The organism is Shewanella avicenniae (genome assembly GCF_017354945.1).
Classification (GTDB): Bacteria; Pseudomonadota; Gammaproteobacteria; order Enterobacterales; family Shewanellaceae; genus Shewanella; species Shewanella avicenniae.
Genome location: NZ_CP071503.1, coordinates 991,184 through 1,009,930, shown reverse-complemented (window position 1 = coordinate 1,009,930; position 18,747 = coordinate 991,184). Strand labels below are relative to the sequence as shown.

Annotated in this window: 16 protein-coding genes; 7 read left to right on the top strand and 9 right to left on the bottom strand. The window is 45.2% G+C overall.

What is annotated here, in order from left to right:
- The first annotated feature begins 470 nt into the window (after positions 1-470).
- Positions 471-2,135, top strand: coding sequence for an FAD-dependent oxidoreductase (locus JYB87_RS04365; RefSeq protein ID WP_207355691.1), 1,665 nt, complete (start codon positions 471-473; stop codon positions 2,133-2,135).
- 73 nt (positions 2,136-2,208) lie between these two features.
- Complete coding sequence (locus JYB87_RS04360; protein WP_207355690.1) at positions 2,209-2,565, top strand: cytochrome c3 family protein; 357 nt, start codon at positions 2,209-2,211, stop codon at positions 2,563-2,565.
- Between the two features lie 86 nt (positions 2,566-2,651).
- Here JYB87_RS04360 and JYB87_RS04355 read toward each other — a convergent pair whose 3' ends face one another.
- From JYB87_RS04355 to rlmF, 3 genes are all read right to left on the bottom strand, one after another.
- Positions 2,652-4,325 (bottom strand): sensor domain-containing diguanylate cyclase, encoded by a 1,674-nt coding sequence (locus JYB87_RS04355; RefSeq protein WP_207355689.1) that lies wholly within the window; start codon positions 4,323-4,325, stop codon positions 2,652-2,654.
- Between the two features lie 234 nt (positions 4,326-4,559).
- On the bottom strand, positions 4,560-5,369 hold the full coding sequence (locus JYB87_RS04350; RefSeq protein ID WP_207355688.1) for a molybdate ABC transporter substrate-binding protein: 810 nt from the start codon (positions 5,367-5,369) through the stop codon (positions 4,560-4,562).
- A 256-nt stretch (positions 5,370-5,625) separates the two neighbouring features.
- Complete coding sequence (rlmF, locus tag JYB87_RS04345; protein ID WP_228729943.1) at positions 5,626-6,768, bottom strand: 23S rRNA (adenine(1618)-N(6))-methyltransferase RlmF; 1,143 nt, start codon at positions 6,766-6,768, stop codon at positions 5,626-5,628.
- 442 nt (positions 6,769-7,210) lie between these two features.
- Between rlmF and JYB87_RS04340 the strand changes: the two genes are divergently transcribed.
- On the top strand, positions 7,211-8,674 hold the full coding sequence (locus JYB87_RS04340; RefSeq protein ID WP_207355687.1) for a helix-turn-helix transcriptional regulator: 1,464 nt from the start codon (positions 7,211-7,213) through the stop codon (positions 8,672-8,674).
- Between the two features lie 120 nt (positions 8,675-8,794).
- Here JYB87_RS04340 and JYB87_RS04335 read toward each other — a convergent pair whose 3' ends face one another.
- Complete coding sequence (locus JYB87_RS04335) at positions 8,795-9,268, bottom strand: HAD family hydrolase (RefSeq protein WP_207355686.1); 474 nt, start codon at positions 9,266-9,268, stop codon at positions 8,795-8,797.
- A 163-nt stretch (positions 9,269-9,431) separates the two neighbouring features.
- Between JYB87_RS04335 and JYB87_RS04330 the strand changes: the two genes are divergently transcribed.
- Positions 9,432-10,970: a phospholipase D family protein gene (locus JYB87_RS04330; protein WP_207355685.1), complete on the top strand. Its 1,539-nt coding sequence runs from the start codon at positions 9,432-9,434 to the stop codon at positions 10,968-10,970.
- A 32-nt stretch (positions 10,971-11,002) separates the two neighbouring features.
- Here JYB87_RS04330 and JYB87_RS04325 read toward each other — a convergent pair whose 3' ends face one another.
- The 5 genes from JYB87_RS04325 to JYB87_RS04305 form a co-directional block, all read right to left on the bottom strand.
- Positions 11,003-11,146 carry a hypothetical protein gene (locus tag JYB87_RS04325; RefSeq protein ID WP_207355684.1) on the bottom strand — a complete coding sequence of 48 codons (144 nt, stop codon included), beginning with the start codon at positions 11,144-11,146 and terminating at the stop codon, positions 11,003-11,005.
- A gap of 135 nt (positions 11,147-11,281) precedes the next feature.
- Positions 11,282-12,498 (bottom strand): IS3 family transposase gene (locus JYB87_RS04320; protein ID WP_407695816.1). Its coding sequence is split into 2 segments (ribosomal slippage): positions 11,282-12,183 and positions 12,183-12,498, totalling 1,218 coding nucleotides; the frame shifts between segments, so codons are not numbered across the junction.
- 274 nt (positions 12,499-12,772) lie between these two features.
- Positions 12,773-13,831, bottom strand: a complete 1,059-nt coding sequence (locus JYB87_RS04315) for a hypothetical protein (protein WP_207355683.1) — start codon at positions 13,829-13,831, stop codon at positions 12,773-12,775.
- 106 nt (positions 13,832-13,937) lie between these two features.
- On the bottom strand, positions 13,938-14,366 hold the full coding sequence (locus tag JYB87_RS04310; protein ID WP_207355682.1) for a hypothetical protein: 429 nt from the start codon (positions 14,364-14,366) through the stop codon (positions 13,938-13,940).
- An 817-nt stretch (positions 14,367-15,183) separates the two neighbouring features.
- Positions 15,184-15,771, bottom strand: a complete 588-nt coding sequence (locus JYB87_RS04305; protein WP_207355681.1) for a glyoxalase superfamily protein — start codon at positions 15,769-15,771, stop codon at positions 15,184-15,186.
- A 247-nt stretch (positions 15,772-16,018) separates the two neighbouring features.
- Here JYB87_RS04305 and JYB87_RS04300 point away from each other — a divergent pair, with 247 nt between their 5' ends.
- The 3 genes from JYB87_RS04300 to JYB87_RS04290 are packed head-to-tail and all read left to right on the top strand — an operon-like array spanning position 16,019 to position 18,629.
- Positions 16,019-16,159 (top strand): hypothetical protein, encoded by a 141-nt coding sequence (locus JYB87_RS04300; protein ID WP_207355680.1) that lies wholly within the window; start codon positions 16,019-16,021, stop codon positions 16,157-16,159.
- 51 nt (positions 16,160-16,210) lie between these two features.
- Positions 16,211-16,423: a hypothetical protein gene (locus JYB87_RS04295; RefSeq protein ID WP_207355679.1), complete on the top strand. Its 213-nt coding sequence runs from the start codon at positions 16,211-16,213 to the stop codon at positions 16,421-16,423.
- Positions 16,410-18,629 (top strand): ankyrin repeat domain-containing protein, encoded by a 2,220-nt coding sequence (locus JYB87_RS04290; RefSeq protein WP_207355678.1) that lies wholly within the window; start codon positions 16,410-16,412, stop codon positions 18,627-18,629. The genes JYB87_RS04295 and JYB87_RS04290 overlap by 14 nt, the downstream gene beginning before the upstream one ends.
- The last annotated feature ends 118 nt before the right edge of the window (positions 18,630-18,747 follow it).

The following is an 18,747-nucleotide window of genomic DNA, read 5'->3' as shown; positions in this document are numbered from 1 at the left end:
ATCCCGATAAAAACCACCTTTATTTAATTTAATTGCTGCTAATAAGGCTGTTTTTCGTAAAACTCAGCACCTTTGTTAACTATAATTTTCCAGAAAATTGGTAGATAAATCACAAATTTATTCTTCACTATCGCCACAATAACCCGCTTTTCTGTGACCCATTCTTTATTTTTTTATATTCACAAAACATAACAAAAAAATTTGAACTACTGCTCTCACTTTCAGATGTTTTGCGAAGCACTGCAAAGACAATAACTTCAATACTTTTTGCTATACGTCATATGTCATATATTTCATTTTAACGATGGCTGGTGTGGGATTTGAACGATGCTATGCAGCCTCAAGTACGCCTAATAAACCAGTATATCAAATGCGGTTATTGCCAATAACCTGTGCTAAGCGAACGCATCGTGGTGTTGAGATTTAGTGCTGTTTGTTGGAATAAAAAATGAGTAGAGGAGTATAAAAAAATGAGTAATGAGAAACAAAAGCAGCTCGATCCATACACCGCCAGTGTCCTGCAAAACGGTCTTTCACGCCGTAGCTTCCTTACCCGTGCAGCAATGGGTACCGGTGGCTTAGCACTTGGTGGTCTTGTAGGTACTGCAGAAGCAGCACCAGTACCATGCCAACAATTTGGGGAAATTGGTGGCGCTACTGTTAGCTTCCTGCCAAAACCAATCGAAATCTCTGATGCAGAAATCGCTTCAACCCAAACGTTTGACGTTGTGGTTGTAGGTGCTGGTGCATCAGGTGTTCCAGCTGCACTGTCAGCTCGTGAACAAGGCGCAAGCGTTGCTGTATTGCAAAAACAAGCAATGGCTGTTTCACAAGGTAACACTGGTTCAGGTATCGACCTGAAAAACAGTGACAAGTCTGCTGTTGAAGCACTGGTTAACCGCCTGATGGCAGATAACCAACACCGTTCAAGCCCTGAACTGCTGAGAGAATGGGCTTACAACTCAGGTGAAGCTGTATCTTGGGTTATCGACCGTGCTAAACAAAGCGGCGGCCAAATTGTTGACCAAGGTACTGGTCCACAACACGGTATTCACGGTATTGCTGAAAAAGGCGACCGTCTGAACTTTGTGACTTCTTTCTGCGGTCCAAAACCATACACCACTGGTGATGGTATGCGCGCTCTGGCAAAAACTGCCGAGAAAGCTGGCGTTAAATTCTTCTACCAAACTCCAGCTAAGCAACTGATCCAAGACAAATCAGGCAAAATCCTGGGTGTTATCGCTCAAGATATCAATGGTAAATACCACAAATTCCTGTCGAAGAAAGGCGTTATCTTGTCTGCTGGTGACTACCAAAACAACAAGGCAATGTGTGACTTCTTCATCCCTGATCTGAAAGTGTTTGAACGTAAACAACAAGATCGTATGGGCGATGGTTTTGCAATGGCATACTGGGCAGGTGGTGTTATCGAACCTGTTGGCCACACTAAAATGCTGCACGACTTCGACGCAGGTCCAGCATCAATGTGCGACATGCCATTCCTGACTTTGAACCGCAAAGGTGAACGTTTCGTTAACGAAAAAGTTGAAATGTCACTGATGAACAACTACTTGAAAGACCCAGTAAACGCTGGTCACTACTCTCAAGTATTTGACGCTGACTACATGACCACTGCTAAAGATTGGCCAGGTCACCTGTACAGCCCAGAAGAAATCAAAGTGTACATGCCTGAAGAACCAGGTGAGAAGAAAGGTGTTTACCCATCACTGACCAACACTTACAAAGCTGACACTCTGGAAGAGCTGGCAGTTAAGTTGGAATGTGATCCTAAGACTTTCGTTGCTAACGTTAAACGTTATAACGAACTGTGTGCAAAAGGTAAGGACGAAGACTTCGGTAAGCCATCTAAACTGATGGTGCCTGTAGTTAAGCCTCCTTTCTACGGTATCCATCGCCGTATGCGCGTATCTACTCTGTGTTCAGGTATGTTGGTTAACAAACATCACCAAGCACTGGATGCAGACGGTAAAGAAATTCCAGGTCTGTTCATCATCGGTAACATGGCAGCGGGCTTCTACGGCGGCGTTGACTATCCGTTGACTGTGTTCGGTTTGTCACTGGGTCGTTGCTACACCTTCGGCTACTTGGCTGGCAAATACGTTGCAAAGCTGTAATTAACAGCGTTAGCAGACGGGGCGCCTAGTCGCTAGGCGCGTTTTACCGAATAAGATAAATGGAAAAGACAAAATGAAGAATTTCAAATTATTCAACATCGTACTTGCTGCAGCATTGACTGTATTTGCTGGTAGCACTATGGCAAAAGGCGATACTTTACTGGACCAAACTCACTTCGCAAAAGGCATCAAATGTGCTTCTTGCCACGGTGATGCAACACCACGTGAAGCAGTGCCAATGACAAAATGTCAAAAATGTCATAACCCTGAAAAACTGGCTCAAAAAACCAAAGACATGAAACCTACCAACGTGCACAACAACCGTCACGAAGGTACTCAAACAGATTGTGCTAAGTGTCACCAAGTTCACCAGCCATCTAAAAACTCATGTATTGCATGTCACCCACGTTTTGATTTCAAAGTACCCTAGAAACGTGAGCTAAGCGCTTGTTGATATGCAAAAAGGCGAACCATTTTTGGTTCGCCTTTTTCTTTGGTAAGCCGCCAAGACTTAGCTTAACCGGCTAAGTCGCTCACCACACAATTGCGGCCACGCGCCTTCGCTTGATACAAGGCTTTATCAGCGCGATTAATCAAATCTTCGACTGACAGATCACTTGGCCGCAACTCAGCCAACCCAATACTTACGGTTACCGTCCGCTGCGCTAAGCCTGACACCTGCAGGGCTGAACACTCTTGCCGAATCCGCTCCGCCACCACATTGGCTTCACTTAAGCCGGTTTCCACCAGTAACACCACAAACTCCTCGCCGCCCCAACGACAAATAGAATCCGCTTCACGACAGGTTTGTTTCAGCATGGCAGCAACCGCCTGCAGCACCTTGTCACCACTATCATGACCAAAGCTGTCGTTGATCGATTTAAAGTGGTCAATATCCAGTAAGGCAATGGTGAAGCATCGTTGCTGCCGCTTCATGCGGTTTTGTTCTAATTTCACCAACTCTTTAAAGCGTCGGCGGTTAAACAAGCCGGTCAATGGATCTGTGGTGGCTAAATAGGTCACCTTTTTATAAAGCACAGCATTGTTGATCACCAAGGCGATCTGCTCACCGAGATACGAGAAAAATTCAATGTCAAACAGCTGGTTAATCGGCCGATGAGCCGAGTAAATAATGGTGACCGCGCCCAGCGCTTGCTCGCCAACGATTAACGGGATACTGACCAAATGAGTCACCCCTTTGGCTTTAAATTGCTGCACAATGGCCGGGTCGACATACTGGTGATATTGATCAACGCTCACCTTAATCGCCCGTCCTTGCGCAATCGCCGCGCCAGCAAGCCCCATGTTATTGCTGACCGACTTAAATTTTTCAATCGGCAACCCCAGTTCATCAAAGCAGTAACTCATGTTGAAAATGCCGCTAACCGCTTCATCACGAATAAAAATTGCCCCAGTACCCACGTTAAAGGAACTCTGCAAAATATTTTCAATAGAGGCGTAAAGACTCGAAAACTCAAGGTCTTGAGCGGTAGCATGGAGAAACTCAAACAGGTGCGCCGTGCGATCTTTTTCTTGTTGCAGCTGAAACGTTTGCGCGCGAATAGTGGCATGCTGCATCCCCACAAAAAAGGTGATGATGTACATCCCCAAATACACCAGCGCAATGGTGTTTAATAAGCCGCTTTTGTAGAGTGACACCGCGGTAGCATCATTTAACGTGAGTAATGCCCCCACGAGATGCAGGCATACGGTCAAGCCAAATAGAATCCAGATCCCCACGGCTTTAGTTGTCGGTTGCCGATGTTTTACAAACACAAAATAGATGGCATACGTCCCCAGCAGTGCCAACATTGTCCAGATGACCACAATCCGCGATTTAAAATCTTCGTCGACATAGCTAAACCACCCAAAACCCGCGATGAACACAGCAGACAGCAGCACCAGCTCAATTTTAGTGAACAGTTTGCGGCTGATTTCAAAGTACACTGCCGCCGACAGCTGAAACATGATGCTCAAAAAAAACAGATAGTGAGAAAAAACGATAACAAAGGCGCTGAGATAATGCTCGAGCCAGGCAAAAAAGCAGGTTGAACAAAACAGCAGAATGGCCGAGATGCGCCAATAAAGGCTGACATAATGGTTGAGTTGTTTAGAAATAAACACAAAGGTGAGTAGCCCGTTCAGGCCAGTAACAAAGATCAACTGTATTAATAACGTGGTGTTATCCATACTTGCCCTTGCGGCTCGGCACAGATGGCAAGGATAACTTAGCCACTGTAATGCCAAAGACTTACGTAATCACACTGTCTTATTGAGAATAGACTCTGTGCTGCATGACACCAGCAATTGCCGCAAATATTTGTTGGTAAGCGCCGCGTTGACCAGCACCACCCAGCGAAGCCAAAAAAAGAGGCGAACCGATTGTTCGCCTCACCACGTTAATCACACCGAGCTAAACAAGACTTAAGGTTGTTTAAAACCGTAGCTGGCCAAAATCGCCTGACCTTTGTCAGACAGAATATAATTCGCCAAGGCTTGCGTGTTTGGATTAGCGTCTTTCAACACCAGCAAACCATAATTAGCGCCCACTGCGAGCGCTGGTGGGATTGCCACAATCTTCAAATCGGGGACTTGTTTCTGGGCTAACTTAGCGTTGGTGCAATAGGTAAGAAACACATCAGCACGTTTGTTTTCCATCACCCAACCATAAGGGTTACGACCTTCCGGTGCTTTAGCACTGGTTTTGTCACCTGTCAGTTTCAACGCCTTTTGCTCTAACGCCGCTTGTGCATTCGCTTTTACCGCTTCTGCCTTGGCAAACAACATCCACGCATAGTCACCGGCAGGGTCTGATTTTGGCGTAGAAGTGCCCAACTTAATTTGTGGATCGAGCAGGGTGTCGAGCAAGTTTTCACTGGTCAAGGGCACGTTCTGTTGCGCCAGTGCGCACAGTTCATTGCGGGCAAACATGGAGACTTTGTCGCCTTTATTGGCCGCGACAAGTGCTTCTGGGTGCTTCATGTTAGCAGAAGCGAACAGGTCAACTTTTTCGCCCTCTTCGATGCGCTTACGCAGTAAGCCAGATGGGCCAAATTGCATTGCCACCGCATGGTTGGTCTCAGCTTGATAACTGTTCACAATTTCTGTCATCGCCGCCTTTAAGCTACCCGCAGCGCGCAATTCAATTGTCTCTGTTGCGGCACTGGCGTGCATAGAACCCATCATCAGCGCAGCCCCCAAACTTAGCGCCAATACCTGCTTTTGCTTTGTCATGCTATCTCTCCGTAGAACGGCCAAATTCATCATTGTTGTCTCGCGCCACTCGCGCGGACGCCCCCACACAGCGCTATTTTAGCCGAGCCTCGAGCTATGTGTAATCTTTTATATATCGATAGTTCAGCAAACGCTTAATGAAGATTTATTTGAGATGAATATCAATGAGATACTGCGATAAATTGGCACCAAGCTCACCCCAGCTTTGGCCATTTGGAATCACACCAATAGCGGCGGCAACAGCCAGCGCCAACATTCAGGGCTGAGCACACCACTGCTGCCGTTGTGCTTGGTTTAAAAAACTCCAGGCGATAAAGCGGCTGATCTTTTGCCCTTGCGCCATTTCAACCACCTTAGCTTCTACAGCTCCGGCTTTTTCAAGCTGCTTTCGCATCCAGCGCACATTGTCATTTTTGGAGATTAAGCTGCTAAACCACAGCACTTGCTTGGCATATTGGGCACTTTCAAAGGCCATATTTTTCAGGAAGGCCGCTTCACCACCTGGGCACCATAACTCGGCTTTTTGACCACCGAAATTAAGTGCGGCTTTCCCTGCATTGGCCGCCATTGGCGTAGAATGCGTTGCAGCTTTTGAACCGCGTTGCTGCTGATTTTTCTGCAGATTGGCTAATTTGCGTTGGGTGCCCTGCTGCGCTTCTGCCAGCGAACTGTGAAATGGCGGATTACAACTGGTCACCGCATAACGCTCACCCTCGGCAATGATACCGCTGAAAATCGCTTGCGGCCGTTGCTGTAAACGGCATTCAATCTGTTGCCCGAGCACAGGATTACTGCGGGCAATCAGTTGCGCGTTTTTGACCGACACGGGATCAATATCGCTGCCCACCACGCGCCAGCCATACTCCACCGCGGCAATAATCGGGTAGATACAGTTCGCCCCCACGCCAATATCTAACAGCCGCACAGGGGCTTGTTGCAATGAGGGGCAATCGGCATACAGCAAGGCTGCGAGCCGATGAATATAGTCAGCACGACCGGGAATGGGCGGACATAAAAACCCCGCAGGAATATCCCATTGGCGCACTGCGTAATGATGCGCCAGCAACGCCTTGTTGAGTAGCTTTACCGCCTCAGGATTGGCAAAGGGAATAGTGTCTTGCCCATGAGGGTTTTGGGTCACAAACGATTTAAGGGCAGGCTCGGCGGTTACCAATGCGGTAAAATCGTAACTGCCTTGATGGCGATTACGCGGGTGCAACCCTGCAACACCTTGCATCACTTCAAACTTGAGGTTTGATGAAGTGCTGGCCTTTCCAGTTACTTTATCACCCGTTTTTTTGGCTGATGTTAATGCTGGCTGCGTTGGCTTGTTCGGCTTTTTGCCGGCAGGCTTGCCCTTTGCCACAGGGTTCATCGCAGGTTTAGCCGATTTAGCCATAATCGTTCTCTTTCTCTCTTTAGCTCTTTCTCGCTTCGACATTGAAGCGTCAACACCAGATTGCCAGCACACATCACCTATGCTTTGCGGCGCGGGCGCTATTGTGGTCTGTTTCGATAAAAAGTGCCAATCCCCTCGCACTGTTAGCAGAGCGTTTAATACGGTGTTGAGTTTGGCGTGGGGGCAGGCAACTGCGTTTTACCGTTACAGATTTACGCGGTACCTGAAGCTAACCGAGCAGATGCAGACATCGTATCTAATAGAAACAGCGATGGATATCTTCTGTTGTAATCGAGCTAACAACTTAAAAGTACCATCGTGGCCCGCTTTCTGCTGATTTGTCCGAAATTCGCAAGCGCTTGTCTGATATTGAGTAACGATAACAACATCCGATTTTTTATAATCCTCCCAAACAATAACAGCGACTGGTGGAATAAGGTTAATGATTGATTTTGCTGGAGATAATTCGCCTAAAGTTTGCTGCCGTAATTACGCCGCGATGGTCGATTATATTCGCCAATACGGCGATAGCGCCGACATTGAGCGCTTGTTTGCCGATGTGCTTGGCGCCAACCTCAGCCCATCGCCGTGTTACCAGATGGATGGCCAGCCGATCAGCTACGAATACCTCACCAATGGCCGCCATTGGGTGCCCTCGTGGCTCAACAGCAAAATCTTTAGCAACCTCGGCAAGCTGCCTTACAACGCCTTTGAAATTGGCCGCCATACGGTCAAGAATATGCCCGCCAACAGCAACCACGTTATGGCGGCATTCTTACATCTGCTCGGGCCAGAGCACAGCGTACGGCTGGTCGATAAAATCAATCGTCAGTTCAACCAAACCAAAGCCGTGTTGCTGTCGCACTTCAGCTGCAGCGGCGGCTGTGTCGAACTCAAGTATCTGCCGGGGGTGATTCACAACCACACAATCACTGAGCAAAACCTTGGCTGTTACATCGGCACGCTGGAGCTGTTTGGCTATCAAAATGCAACTGGCCGCATCGAGACCGATCAACTGGGGAGCGAGGGGCAACTGGGTTACTCACGGCTGGAGTTTCAGTTTCAAGGTGAAAACCTCTGGCAGCGAATACGTTGGCTAACGGGCTACCTGTTAGCGGGGGTGTTCTGCCGCCGCTATCTGCAAAGCCACCATGTATTTGACCGCTATCATCGCGAAGTCATTGATGCGTTTCATGCGGAGTTGAATCAAAAGGAGCAGGCATTAGCGCTCAATGAGCAGTACTACGTGGCATTAATGCAGCAGAAAAATCAGCGTACCAGCGAGCTTGAACAACAAGTGGCAGAACGCACCGCCAGCTTGAGTACCGAAATCGTCAATCGACAGCGCTTAGTGCAGCAGCTTAGTATTGAACTGCAAATACCATTGACGCTAATGCAGCAACAGTTAGAGCAGTTGCAACAACGGCAAGATGACCCGGTGGCGGTCAACAGTTGCAGTAAGAAATTACAGCGCGCGTTAAACCAACTGCATCATCAGCTACAGCAAATGCCAGATATTCAATTCCAACAACAGCTGCTAACCAAACCGGACACGCTAGTAGAACCGGAAGCCGACTTGGACTTTGAAGAGAAATTTCAACGGGCGCTAAACCAACATTATGCGGAGGAAAACTTTAACGTGACCCAGTTAGCTCAGCTACTGAACTGCACCGAGCGCACCTTACACCGCAAAACCCAGCACTGTTTTGCTAAATCCCCCTCAGCCTTGTTGCGCGAACATCGGATTAATCAAGCCAAACTGCTGCTGCAAAATGGCAACAGCATCAAAGTCGCGGCACATCTCAGCGGCTTTAGCAATCTGTCTTATTTCAGCGCCAGCTTTAAAAAAACTACCGCACAAACACCGTCGGAATACCTGAAATCGCTGAGCCAAAACTCGGTGTGAGGTAAGTTAAGCCGCCGAAAATCTAACCAAATTATCGAACTTACTTTGAAGCAAACCCGCATCGAAGTTTGGAGAGCAATGGCAAAGTAGTTAATGGCAAAGTAGTTAACGGCAAAGTGGTTACCTGCAAAGCTGTGACAAGTGGCTTATCTGATGCACTGGCGTGGCGGTATCAAGGTGGAGCTGCTTTGGATTAAACCAAATCGCATTGATACCTGCTTGTAGCGCTGGAGCGATGTCGTTGTCGAAGCTATCGCCCACCATGATCACGGCCTCAGGTTCAACATTCAGCGTGTTGAGGATCTTGTGAAAAAACGCTGGCGTTCCTTTGCCAATACCGAGGTTGGCTTTGCAAAAATATCCGGCAATGTAGGGTGCTAACCCCACGCGCTCAAAGGCTAATTGAATATCTGCTTCAACTGAATCGGCTGCATTGGTTGCGACGTAAATTGGGTGGTGCTCTGCAAGCTGCTTCAGCACATCTAACGCACCATCGACTAGCGCTACCGTGGGCCAATCACACATTTTTCCCTGCTGCTCAACAAAATCGACCATCAGCGTATCGCCCCAGTCAAACAGATAGATGTTGCTCACTTTGCCTCCGGTCGTTCGCGCCCATCGTTGAGCGTTATGCTTGGTTGTTTGCTGCTGAAATGTCAGTTAGGGCTGTTAACGCTTCACCATAACGGTGACATCGGTTGCGCCAACGAGTATGTTACTTAATTCCACGATAAATAGTTTTTTATTATCTGCACTTATGTCGAACAAAACCTGCATCAATATCGTTTTCGCTTCTCTGTTGCTGCTTGCCGCAGGCTGTGCTGCTGCGCCCGACAGTGTGCCGTTATCCGACCGTGACTATTGTGCGCTGCAGCAACCCCGACCTACCGAAACGCTCGCTCAATTTACTGCGCCCTACGCCGAAGAAATGCAGCACAAGACCGGGGTTTATGTGTTGGAGCAAGGCACAGAGGCGATGATGTCGCGCGCTTGGCTGGCCGAGCGGGCGGAGAAAACTATCGACGTACAATACTTTATCTTTTCCATTGATAACGTGGGTTTGATTGCGACTGACTATTTAGTGCGGGCGGCTGAGCGCGGCGTCAAGGTGCGGGTGTTGGTGGATGACATCATGCTGGAAGCGCGCGGCGATGAGTTATTGATGCTCAACGCCCATAAAAATATCGAAATTAAAATCTATAACCCGAACGTGAATTTGGGTAAGAACATTTTCCAAAAGGCGACTGGGCTGCTGACCGATTTTCACGGCATCAACCAGCGGATGCACAACAAGGTGTTTTTGGTTGATCAGCAGATTGCCATCACCGGTGGCCGCAATATTGCCGACGAGTATTTTGGCTTTGACCACGAATATAATTTCAGAGACCGTGATGTTTTTCTGGCCGGCAAAGCTGTTCACGCGGTGGAAAGCTCTTTTGAGCAGTATTGGCAAAGCAAGCTCAGCGTGTCCATCGCCACGCTGTTCGATAAGCTGCCCGCCCCTGCCAATCCAGAGTTTTCGCGGCTACATTCCTACGCCTGCAATCCGGCCAATTTTAGCCCTGAAATTCGCGCCGAAATTGAAGATGTACCCGCCACCTTTAAACAGCTTGCCGCTGACGGGAAGTTTTTATTCGTTGATAAGGTGGAATATATTGCTGACCTACCGGGTAAGAATGACCGCAGCCATTTTCTCGGCGGCGGAAGTATTACCAATGCGAAATTGGTGGAACTGGCAGAAAGCGCCAGCAACAGCATAGTGATTCAAACGCCCTACTTGATCACCACCAAAAGCGACCGCGCATTTCTGCGCAAACTGGTGCAGCGAGGGATCAACATTAAAATCCTCACCAACAGCTTGGCCTCGAACGACAACTTAGAAGCGTTTAGCGGTTATCAACGCAATAGAGCCGCATTGCTGGCAACTGGGGTAGAAGTGTATGAATTCAAACCCGATGCCAAAATCAGGCAAAAGGTGATGTCTGAGCATATGTACAAACGCTCGGCAACCGTGCCCATCTTTGGTCTGCATGCTAAAACCATGACCATTGATGACCATATCACAGTGATTGGCACCTACAACTTTGATCCCCGCAGCGCCAACCTGAACACCGAAAGCATCACAGTAATTGACTCAGCCGCGATCACTCAAGACATGAAAGCCTCGATGCTCAAAGAGATGGACGCCGACAACGCTTGGCAGATCACCAAAGACTTTAACCCCGACAGCACCGAGAGTTTATCCAAGCGCATCGGGGTGAAATTACGCAGAATTGTGCCGAAGAATATTTTGTAGCTTTCTATTCGGCCTGATGACAAAAGCGGGAGTTACTGGCGACTAGATGGACGATGCAGCGCAGAAAAACGGAATTGGTCAATCAACCAACTGCCTACCCAAGAACCCACTGACAACAACACCAATGCCAGCAATACTGAAAGTGCACCTGCCGCTAAAAATGCTTCCCAATCCATCTGCTCATCCCCATTGTTATTACTCGTGACCGAGTATTAATTTTGTCTAATCTTAAAGGATTGGAATCAACGGCGGTGTTTGCGAGGTCACAGAATGAGCGGACGCCTGTAGTTGCCCCCACTAAAACGGACAGTTTAACTCGCCACTTTGAGAGCTCGATACTCTCTAGGTGACATCATTTTCAATCCACTGTGTGGGTGGTAATTGTTGTAATCGTCAAACCATTCAGCGAGCTTTGCAAGCACCGTGGCTGCGTCTGGACGGTCATTCAGGTATACATAATCTCGTTTAAACGTCTTCACGAAAGCTTCTGCCATGCCATTGCTTTGCGGGCTTCTAACTGGCGTCGTGCACACCTTAAAACCGAGTGACTTCGCGAACTGCCGTGTTTCTTCGGCGATATAACAACTGCCATTATCGGTTAACCATTCCACGGTATGTGGCAACTCTCGGACATCTCCGAAGCGCTGTTCCATGCTTTCAACCAAAATGTCTTGAACCATGTCAGCGCGGATACCCGTCGTTGTGGCTACATAACTCATAATTTCACGATCACAGCAATCTAAGCTAAATGCCACGCGCACTTTTTCTTTGTTCCAGCACGTTATTTCAAAGCCGTCTGAGCACCAGCGAGTGTTTGGGTGCAACGTAATAACCTGACCGTCATGAGCGCGGTGCTCACTTACACGACCGGTATGTTTGCGTAACAGCAAGTTGTTTTGTTGCATCAGGCGATAGACGCGTTTGGGATTCACTCGTGTAATTACATGCTGCTCTGCTTTCAACTGGCGATTTAAATGCGCAGTAATCCGGCGATAGCCGTTGCTTCCACGCTCCTCGCAGAGGTCGATTATTAACGGCAATAACAGCGCATCATCAGCCTTGTTGTAGCGTACTGAGCGGCCTTCTCGGCGCACGGACAAACGTTGGTATAAGTTCGAACGCGACACGCCAAGAGCCGCAGCTACTCGGAGGACAGGGAATCGTCCGGTGGTAGCAATGGCATGCGCGATATCAACTTTTTTGACTGAGCTATCTCCAGCGCCTCTTTTAGAATTTCGGTTTCCATCGTTTTACGGCCGAGCAACTGCTCAAGCTGTTTCACTTTCTTTTGAAGCGCCTTATGGTCTGCAGCACTGACGACTTCGTCACCAGACTGGATAGCAGACATACCACCATCTTGCATGAGCTTTTTCCACTTAAACAATAGACTCGGGGTTATGCCGTTTTGCCTGGCAACCAGCGAAACCGAATAGCCCGGCTGCATAGTCATGGCAACGAACTTTGCTTTTTCTTGCGGAGTATAACGACGGCGACGTTGTTCGCCAGTAATAATTTCAATACGTTCCATAGACACTCCTTAAAGATAGGTCTAAGCCTATCGCTTAACTAATGAGTGTCCGTTTTAATCGGGGGCTATTACAACGCCATTCAAAAAACAGCTGTTGGAGAAAAGCCCGTTAGGACGTCCGATGTATTAAGTCGATTTCGGATAAAATTTCTATGGATTAACGCCCAATTAAGGTGTGAGGCACGCAATGACCAAGCCTCCGCATAGCACTTCCGTTCCAAAAACTAACGCATGCTAAAAATGCCACGCGTGCTAAATACTCTTAATTTGTTTGTTATGCCCGCACTTCTAAAGCGTTCTCATAGTGCATGATCATATCATCACGAAACGATTGAAAGTCTTTCACATTCAAAATGCGTCGTTCGTGCTCTGATGCAACTTGATCAAACGTAGCCGTAAATAATGAGATTAATGAAGGTGACAAGTCTTGCGTTAAATTAACGACTGTGCCCTCTTTTTGTATCTTAATTGCTGTTTTTAGGACTTCCTGTAGTGGCTTGTCATTACTAGCATAGATAAACTCTTGGTCATCTGGTTTTTTCACCCAGTTTTCAAAGAATTTGTCTAACAAGAACAAATCCCAAGTCATATTGACTAAGTTCTGTTTGTTTTTTTCAGCAGAACATTTTGGTGCGTATTTCATTAGCTTTGGTGTGGGCTGCTTACCAAACATCTTAATAGCTAGACAAGTCGCAACTAATGAAAACAAGAACTCTTCATGACACCAACACCAAAATGCCTCCAGCTTATCTTCATTCGATAACCGGGTCTCAAAGAAGTACAACGCCGTTAACTTCATCACGAGAACATAAAGAGTGTCCCATTTTTTTAATCTGCGAAACTCTGTAAGTTTCGTTTTTAACTGAGAACGGTCTATATAAGCAGGCTCTGGAAGTTTAATTGCGTCAGTAAAGCTTAGAGCAAATTCTGCTAAATTTTCCATTTTAGCGTTGTCAATTTGACGAAATAAAGTTAAATCATCAATTAATTCATCTGGACATTGATTTCTATAGTTCAGTTTTTCATAGATTGCGATTGTTGGGTCAAATTTAATATTTGTAAGTTTAGCAAAAACCACCAAAGCGATAGCACTTCTATGTAAGGAATTTTTCTTCTCTTTCTTGAATGCATTCAATATGTATTGATATATATTGAGATCCAAATGAATTGTGTACTCTAACCCATTAGTGTCTGTGTTATACAAGTATACAGATGGGTTAAAAATATCCGCATCATTACTTAAAGGAAACGAATGAACAAGCCAGTTTTCCTCCAACAGAATGTCAATTACTCGTTCAGCATAGTCAGGAAATTCATAAACTAAGTATTCCACTTTTGCTTATTTCTCCTATTAGGGCATAACGAATTAGCTAATGGGCGTCGCAAAACGGCGTCCGAGAAGACAAAGTCTACGCATTAAGCGCCTTGTTTGGCGCGACTTATTCAAACTCATTCTTTTGCGTAACAATGGTTGCAATTGCAGCAGATACTGTTGCGACTGAGCTAATTGTGGCCTGTACAGCTTCGGCTACTTCGCGCTGAGGGCTTAGCCACATAAAAAGAAGTCCGAATACTGAGAAGGCGCCAAGAATTGCTACTAATACCGATGCAGCTATTACCTTGCCTTTTGGAGCAAGATAAAGCGTTATATATGCGAATAGCCATCCAAATGCAGCTGACGAGATAATGGGTAGTATGTACAAAAAATACCATCCATCTTCGCTAAATCCTCCCTGCATTTTCAATCCGAACCATTGAAATAGAGTCAATAAGAATGCTCCAATGCCTGCCCCTATAAAAGCTGCGAACGGCAGCAGTGGCCATAGCCACCAGCGCGATGACTGATCTTGTGGTTCAGGATAATTCATATTGTCTCCGTTCGATTATTGCGCCCAACAGTATATTGGATGACATCATGTCGTTTTCCATGAAAACTTTTCGTTTAATTTATGCTCACATCTTATTGAGCACAATAGGAAAAAGCGAAATTTTGACCTGACGTACTGCAGTTAATGTGCTTGTTACACATCAAATTACCTACAGTTAACGCTTAGCATGCGGATGTACGCCGACATTTAACAGCACATGCGGACTTGTGGCCGTCGCCAGCATGGCGAATATCGTGATAGCGATGTGCCCATGAGCGCGAGCCAAGGATGGCGAGCTGGCTAATTACAGGGACGTAATTAGCTGGCGCCGAGATTACACGGACGTACTTGCATCGTGCCACAAGGCTGCGTGTGCATAAGCCTGCGGCAGGCAATTGACCACTTCGGGCTAAATGCAAAAAGGCGAACCTTTCGGTTCGCCTTCTCAAGCTTCAAGCTAACTCAAATCAATGCCAAATGGCACTATATACGTCAATAACCGATTGATTTGATCACGTCAATTGTAGTTGGAAACTATAGGTTTCAATAATCAACTATCTGAGACAACAACTCGACAATTGTAGTTGGAACCTCTGATTTGCTTTTTCGTCACCGTCCAACAACTCAATCAATTTAAGTAGGAAACTCTACATTAGAGTGCAGCGTTCAAAGTTTAGGCTCTGCTTTCATCCCAAGCTTTTAGAGAGATTGCGTCTTTCTGACAGACTATTACAGCCCCTAAAATCAGCCATTACACCAACTTAACCAATAATATATGTGAAGTTGCTTAAGACCAATCGGATCTTTGCACTACCCTCTATAGCCGCAGCTCAACAAGGTCCTCGTCATCATAAACTGACGGTAAGTCAAAGCAATCAATTAACTCACCCTTGACCCAGATGTAGTTCGGCATCCAAGAAGTATAGTCCTTCAGATATGACAAGACCTTTTTCAACGAAAACTCACAAGCACCAGGAACTATTCTGAAAAATTCAAAATCAAAATAGTCTTGCACCTCATGCTCTAATTCTTCAGCAGACAACGTATCCTTAAATCTCCGTCCAAGGGGGTCGTCTTCATCTACAAAATTGCCGAAAATCTCAGTAAGTTTGTTTTTGGCTAGAAAGCCCAATATTGGATCGTTGACAAGCTTTCCATCACGAGTATCAACATCAAGTGATTCTTTTTGATCAAATGCTAAAACACAGCCATTTGAAAATGCTTCATCAGCTAATCGATAAGGCTCACACGCTAAAGTGACTTGGTGCCAATGATCAAAACCAATCGTTCTAGCAACAACTTCTAATGCTTCAGTATGAGATATTGCATGCTCTCGCTTCAGCTTTCGCGCTTTTTGCTTTAACCGTTCGACTGTAGAAATTGAGACAATACGTTTGATTTGCATAAGTTTCTCCAATTACGCGAAAACGGTGCCCACTGCCGAGGTCGCAGAAAAACCTAAGCTAAAGAAGTGTTCGAGTCATCCCATCCGGGTTCGCTATAGTGGGCAGCAGGTATCGACAAGACCTAAGCAAAGCTTACGACTTGACCGCTGAAAATCAATTAAAAATTTTCTCTCCAATTACCCTGCTTACCTTAAAAGGCTCAATTCCTATCATCAGATCTCCACTTAACAGACATCAGGAGATCCCATGTCTAAGCAAAAAACACCAATGACGAAAACAGATGCAGCACGCATTCATAGCTCAAATGCGAAAAAACAAGGAGGACAAGTTCCTAAGGGCGACTTTACTGGTCGTGCTCAACGTGCGGCAGAGAAAAATGGCCAATAGATAAGTTGACGAAAAATGGGGAGAGCGCTCTCTCCCCGTTTAAGGAGCTATATGAAGCGCATTAGCAATGATAAAGATATCCATAATTACATTTCTTGGTTGATCAAAAATCACCATTGGTCATATTCAAAAGGAAAAAAGCACGGCAGTTTATTTTCAAGAACAGGGAAACGCATTACAGTACCATCTACGCCAAGTGACTGTCGTGCCTATAAAAACCTTAGAAAGGACATCGAAAGGGTAATAAAAAATGAGGTTTACTAATAAAAATCGATCAACGCCTTATCCTACCGCGCAAAGCCTATTAAGAGAGATAGCAAATGCCTTTGACACCAAGTCATTCATATCTCCTCAGTGTGCTAGAAAACTGGATGATGCTTGTAAGAAAACAGAAATCCACATTGGTGAGTTCGAGGACCTCAAAGAATTGACCATTTTGGCACCAATACGATCAATATTTGGCGATGAGATATGGGCTAGAACAACCATCTTTTTACGAACTGTTTTTAGAGAATATTTTGAATGGATTAAACAACATCCTCTAGATGGTCTATCCGTAGAACAGGCTAATGAAATTTTTCAGAAAACTAATTTTTTCAGCATGTTAATCCTTTCAGCTTTCGGCCAAATCGATAACTATAAAGAACGATTATGTATGCCATCCGGTATAGATTTAATACTTCTAAGAGAGGATACTCGAAAGTGGCTGTGGTCTCTAATGAACACTAAGGAAGCAAAAGATCGAGTATTCCTTTGGGGAAATCAAAGAGAACTCCCTTCTTTGAAATTTGTTGAGAAGTTGAATCTCTATTCAGACAGTAAACACATATCAGAACAACAATGGCTGAATATCAAGTGGGGGGTGATATGCTCAAGATTTGTTCTAAATTTTTCTCCTGATAAAGAACATGCTCCGATAGATTGGGAGCCAATGAGTAGAGAATTCAAATTGGCACATAGCCAGAATGCTAAACATTTCTTAATTGCTAAACGTTATATAAAACAGATTTTTGAAGAAATACGTAACAAATGCCAGTCAACAAAATCGAACAATGACAAAGCACATTTTGAGCAGCTCCTAGCTAAGTTGAAACAGGAACTTGATAAGTTTGACCCGAGGCTCGGCTTAAAATACGCATATCATCAGTTCAATGCTCATCACTTAGTCTTGAATGGCCAGCTAAAAGCTGCGAACAACGAATATAAGCGGGCCTTTGAAGAGGTACTTTATAGAGGTCACTCTGACTATCAGATAGAGGTAATCCTGAATGAAGCATTGCTAGTTGCAGCATATCAGGAAAGACCAGATAAGGTATTCATTAATCGACTAAAATCAGCAGCTATCTTGCTTGGACTAGACTATCTACCAGCGAGACGGGAAGTTGATGGTAAAAATAAAATTGAGCTACTTGCTGGCAATGAAATCGCGGATCTAAGAGTCAAATTTTCACACATCTTCACTAATGAGTTGGCATACCCGGGTGTGATTTATCCTGAATATCCAATCAAAGCAGGCTTACTCATAGATGATGAAGATGTGCTAACTAATAATTTGGACAAAAAGAAGATAACTGTCGGTATAGAGGGTGGACTCCAAAGAAAAACAACACCACTGATTGTCGCATGTGCCGATAACAACGTTAGTGAAGTCACTCGACTTCTCAACGAAGAAGCTTCTGTAAACGCCTTATCTGAAGTAAACGATTCCCCACTACTCATGTCCTTAACACAAATGGATTTTACTGATCATACCTCGCCAATGGACAGCCGTATTTTTGAAATGATTTCAGTAAAAGCACACTCGGATAACATTTTAAATGCTGTATCCGTGAGAAAAATGAATTTTCCGCTACTCGCGGCAGTCGAAACGGGAAATCCTGATATTGTGAAAAAAGTTCTATCCATGTCGAATAAAATCGAGATTGACTTAAGAGGTGGACTCGACTGGATCACACCTCTGTATCATGTACTAGGACTGATTGGGAAAATTAAAAAAATAGATTTTGATATTCACCAAATAATTAACAATCCTCATCCTGAAAACATTCATCGATTGAAGCCAATATTTGCAGGAATGAATAAAGAGTTACTAACCATGATTAGCAACGGAACAAAATTATCAGATAGACATAAACAAATATTTGAGGAACTAAAAGAGATTTTGTTAAAAAATTACCCAAAATCTCCCGCAAAGCTACGTCAAATTGCAAGAATGTTAATTAATAGAGGAGCCGATGTTAATAAAGAACACTCCATTAAAGGAATGAACTACACACCTTTGATGCTTGCCGTAGAAAATGATGAGCTAAATTTATTTCGCTTGATGCTTGAACATGGCGGCGATTGGAGAAAAGTATATGTACTACCTGATGGCGTTGACTCTAAGAACAAGGCTGTTAACTGCCTTGATATAGCCAAATTTTTCAAAGCAAATCAAATCGGTGAATATATAGAAAACTTGCATGATTAATTCCACCATCCATAGTAAAAATCAGTTAATAACGTGTATGTGAATTCACTACTAAATTACCATCAAAATCGAAAATTCCATTACTGGTGATTCCGTACTATCTAATCGCATCGACTAT

Excerpts from the sequence above, each read along its gene's own strand:
- JYB87_RS04365 (WP_207355691.1), top strand. The coding sequence starts at position 471 with ATGAGTAATGAGAAACAAAAGCAGCTCGATCCATACACCGCCAGTGTC.
- JYB87_RS04360 (WP_207355690.1), top strand. The coding sequence starts at position 2,209 with ATGAAGAATTTCAAATTATTCAACATCGTACTTGCTGCAGCATTGACT.
- JYB87_RS04355 (WP_207355689.1), bottom strand. The coding sequence starts at position 4,325 with ATGGATAACACCACGTTATTAATACAGTTGATCTTTGTTACTGGCCTG.
- JYB87_RS04350 (WP_207355688.1), bottom strand. The coding sequence starts at position 5,369 with ATGACAAAGCAAAAGCAGGTATTGGCGCTAAGTTTGGGGGCTGCGCTG.
- rlmF (WP_228729943.1), bottom strand. The coding sequence starts at position 6,768 with ATGGCTAAATCGGCTAAACCTGCGATGAACCCTGTGGCAAAGGGCAAG.
- JYB87_RS04340 (WP_207355687.1), top strand. The coding sequence starts at position 7,211 with ATGATTGATTTTGCTGGAGATAATTCGCCTAAAGTTTGCTGCCGTAAT.
- JYB87_RS04330 (WP_207355685.1), top strand. The coding sequence starts at position 9,432 with ATGTCGAACAAAACCTGCATCAATATCGTTTTCGCTTCTCTGTTGCTG.
- JYB87_RS04325 (WP_207355684.1), bottom strand. The coding sequence starts at position 11,146 with ATGGATTGGGAAGCATTTTTAGCGGCAGGTGCACTTTCAGTATTGCTG.
- JYB87_RS04310 (WP_207355682.1), bottom strand. The coding sequence starts at position 14,366 with ATGAATTATCCTGAACCACAAGATCAGTCATCGCGCTGGTGGCTATGG.
- JYB87_RS04305 (WP_207355681.1), bottom strand. The coding sequence starts at position 15,771 with ATGCAAATCAAACGTATTGTCTCAATTTCTACAGTCGAACGGTTAAAG.
- JYB87_RS04300 (WP_207355680.1), top strand. The coding sequence starts at position 16,019 with ATGTCTAAGCAAAAAACACCAATGACGAAAACAGATGCAGCACGCATT.
- JYB87_RS04295 (WP_207355679.1), top strand. The coding sequence starts at position 16,211 with ATGAAGCGCATTAGCAATGATAAAGATATCCATAATTACATTTCTTGG.
- JYB87_RS04290 (WP_207355678.1), top strand. The coding sequence starts at position 16,410 with ATGAGGTTTACTAATAAAAATCGATCAACGCCTTATCCTACCGCGCAA.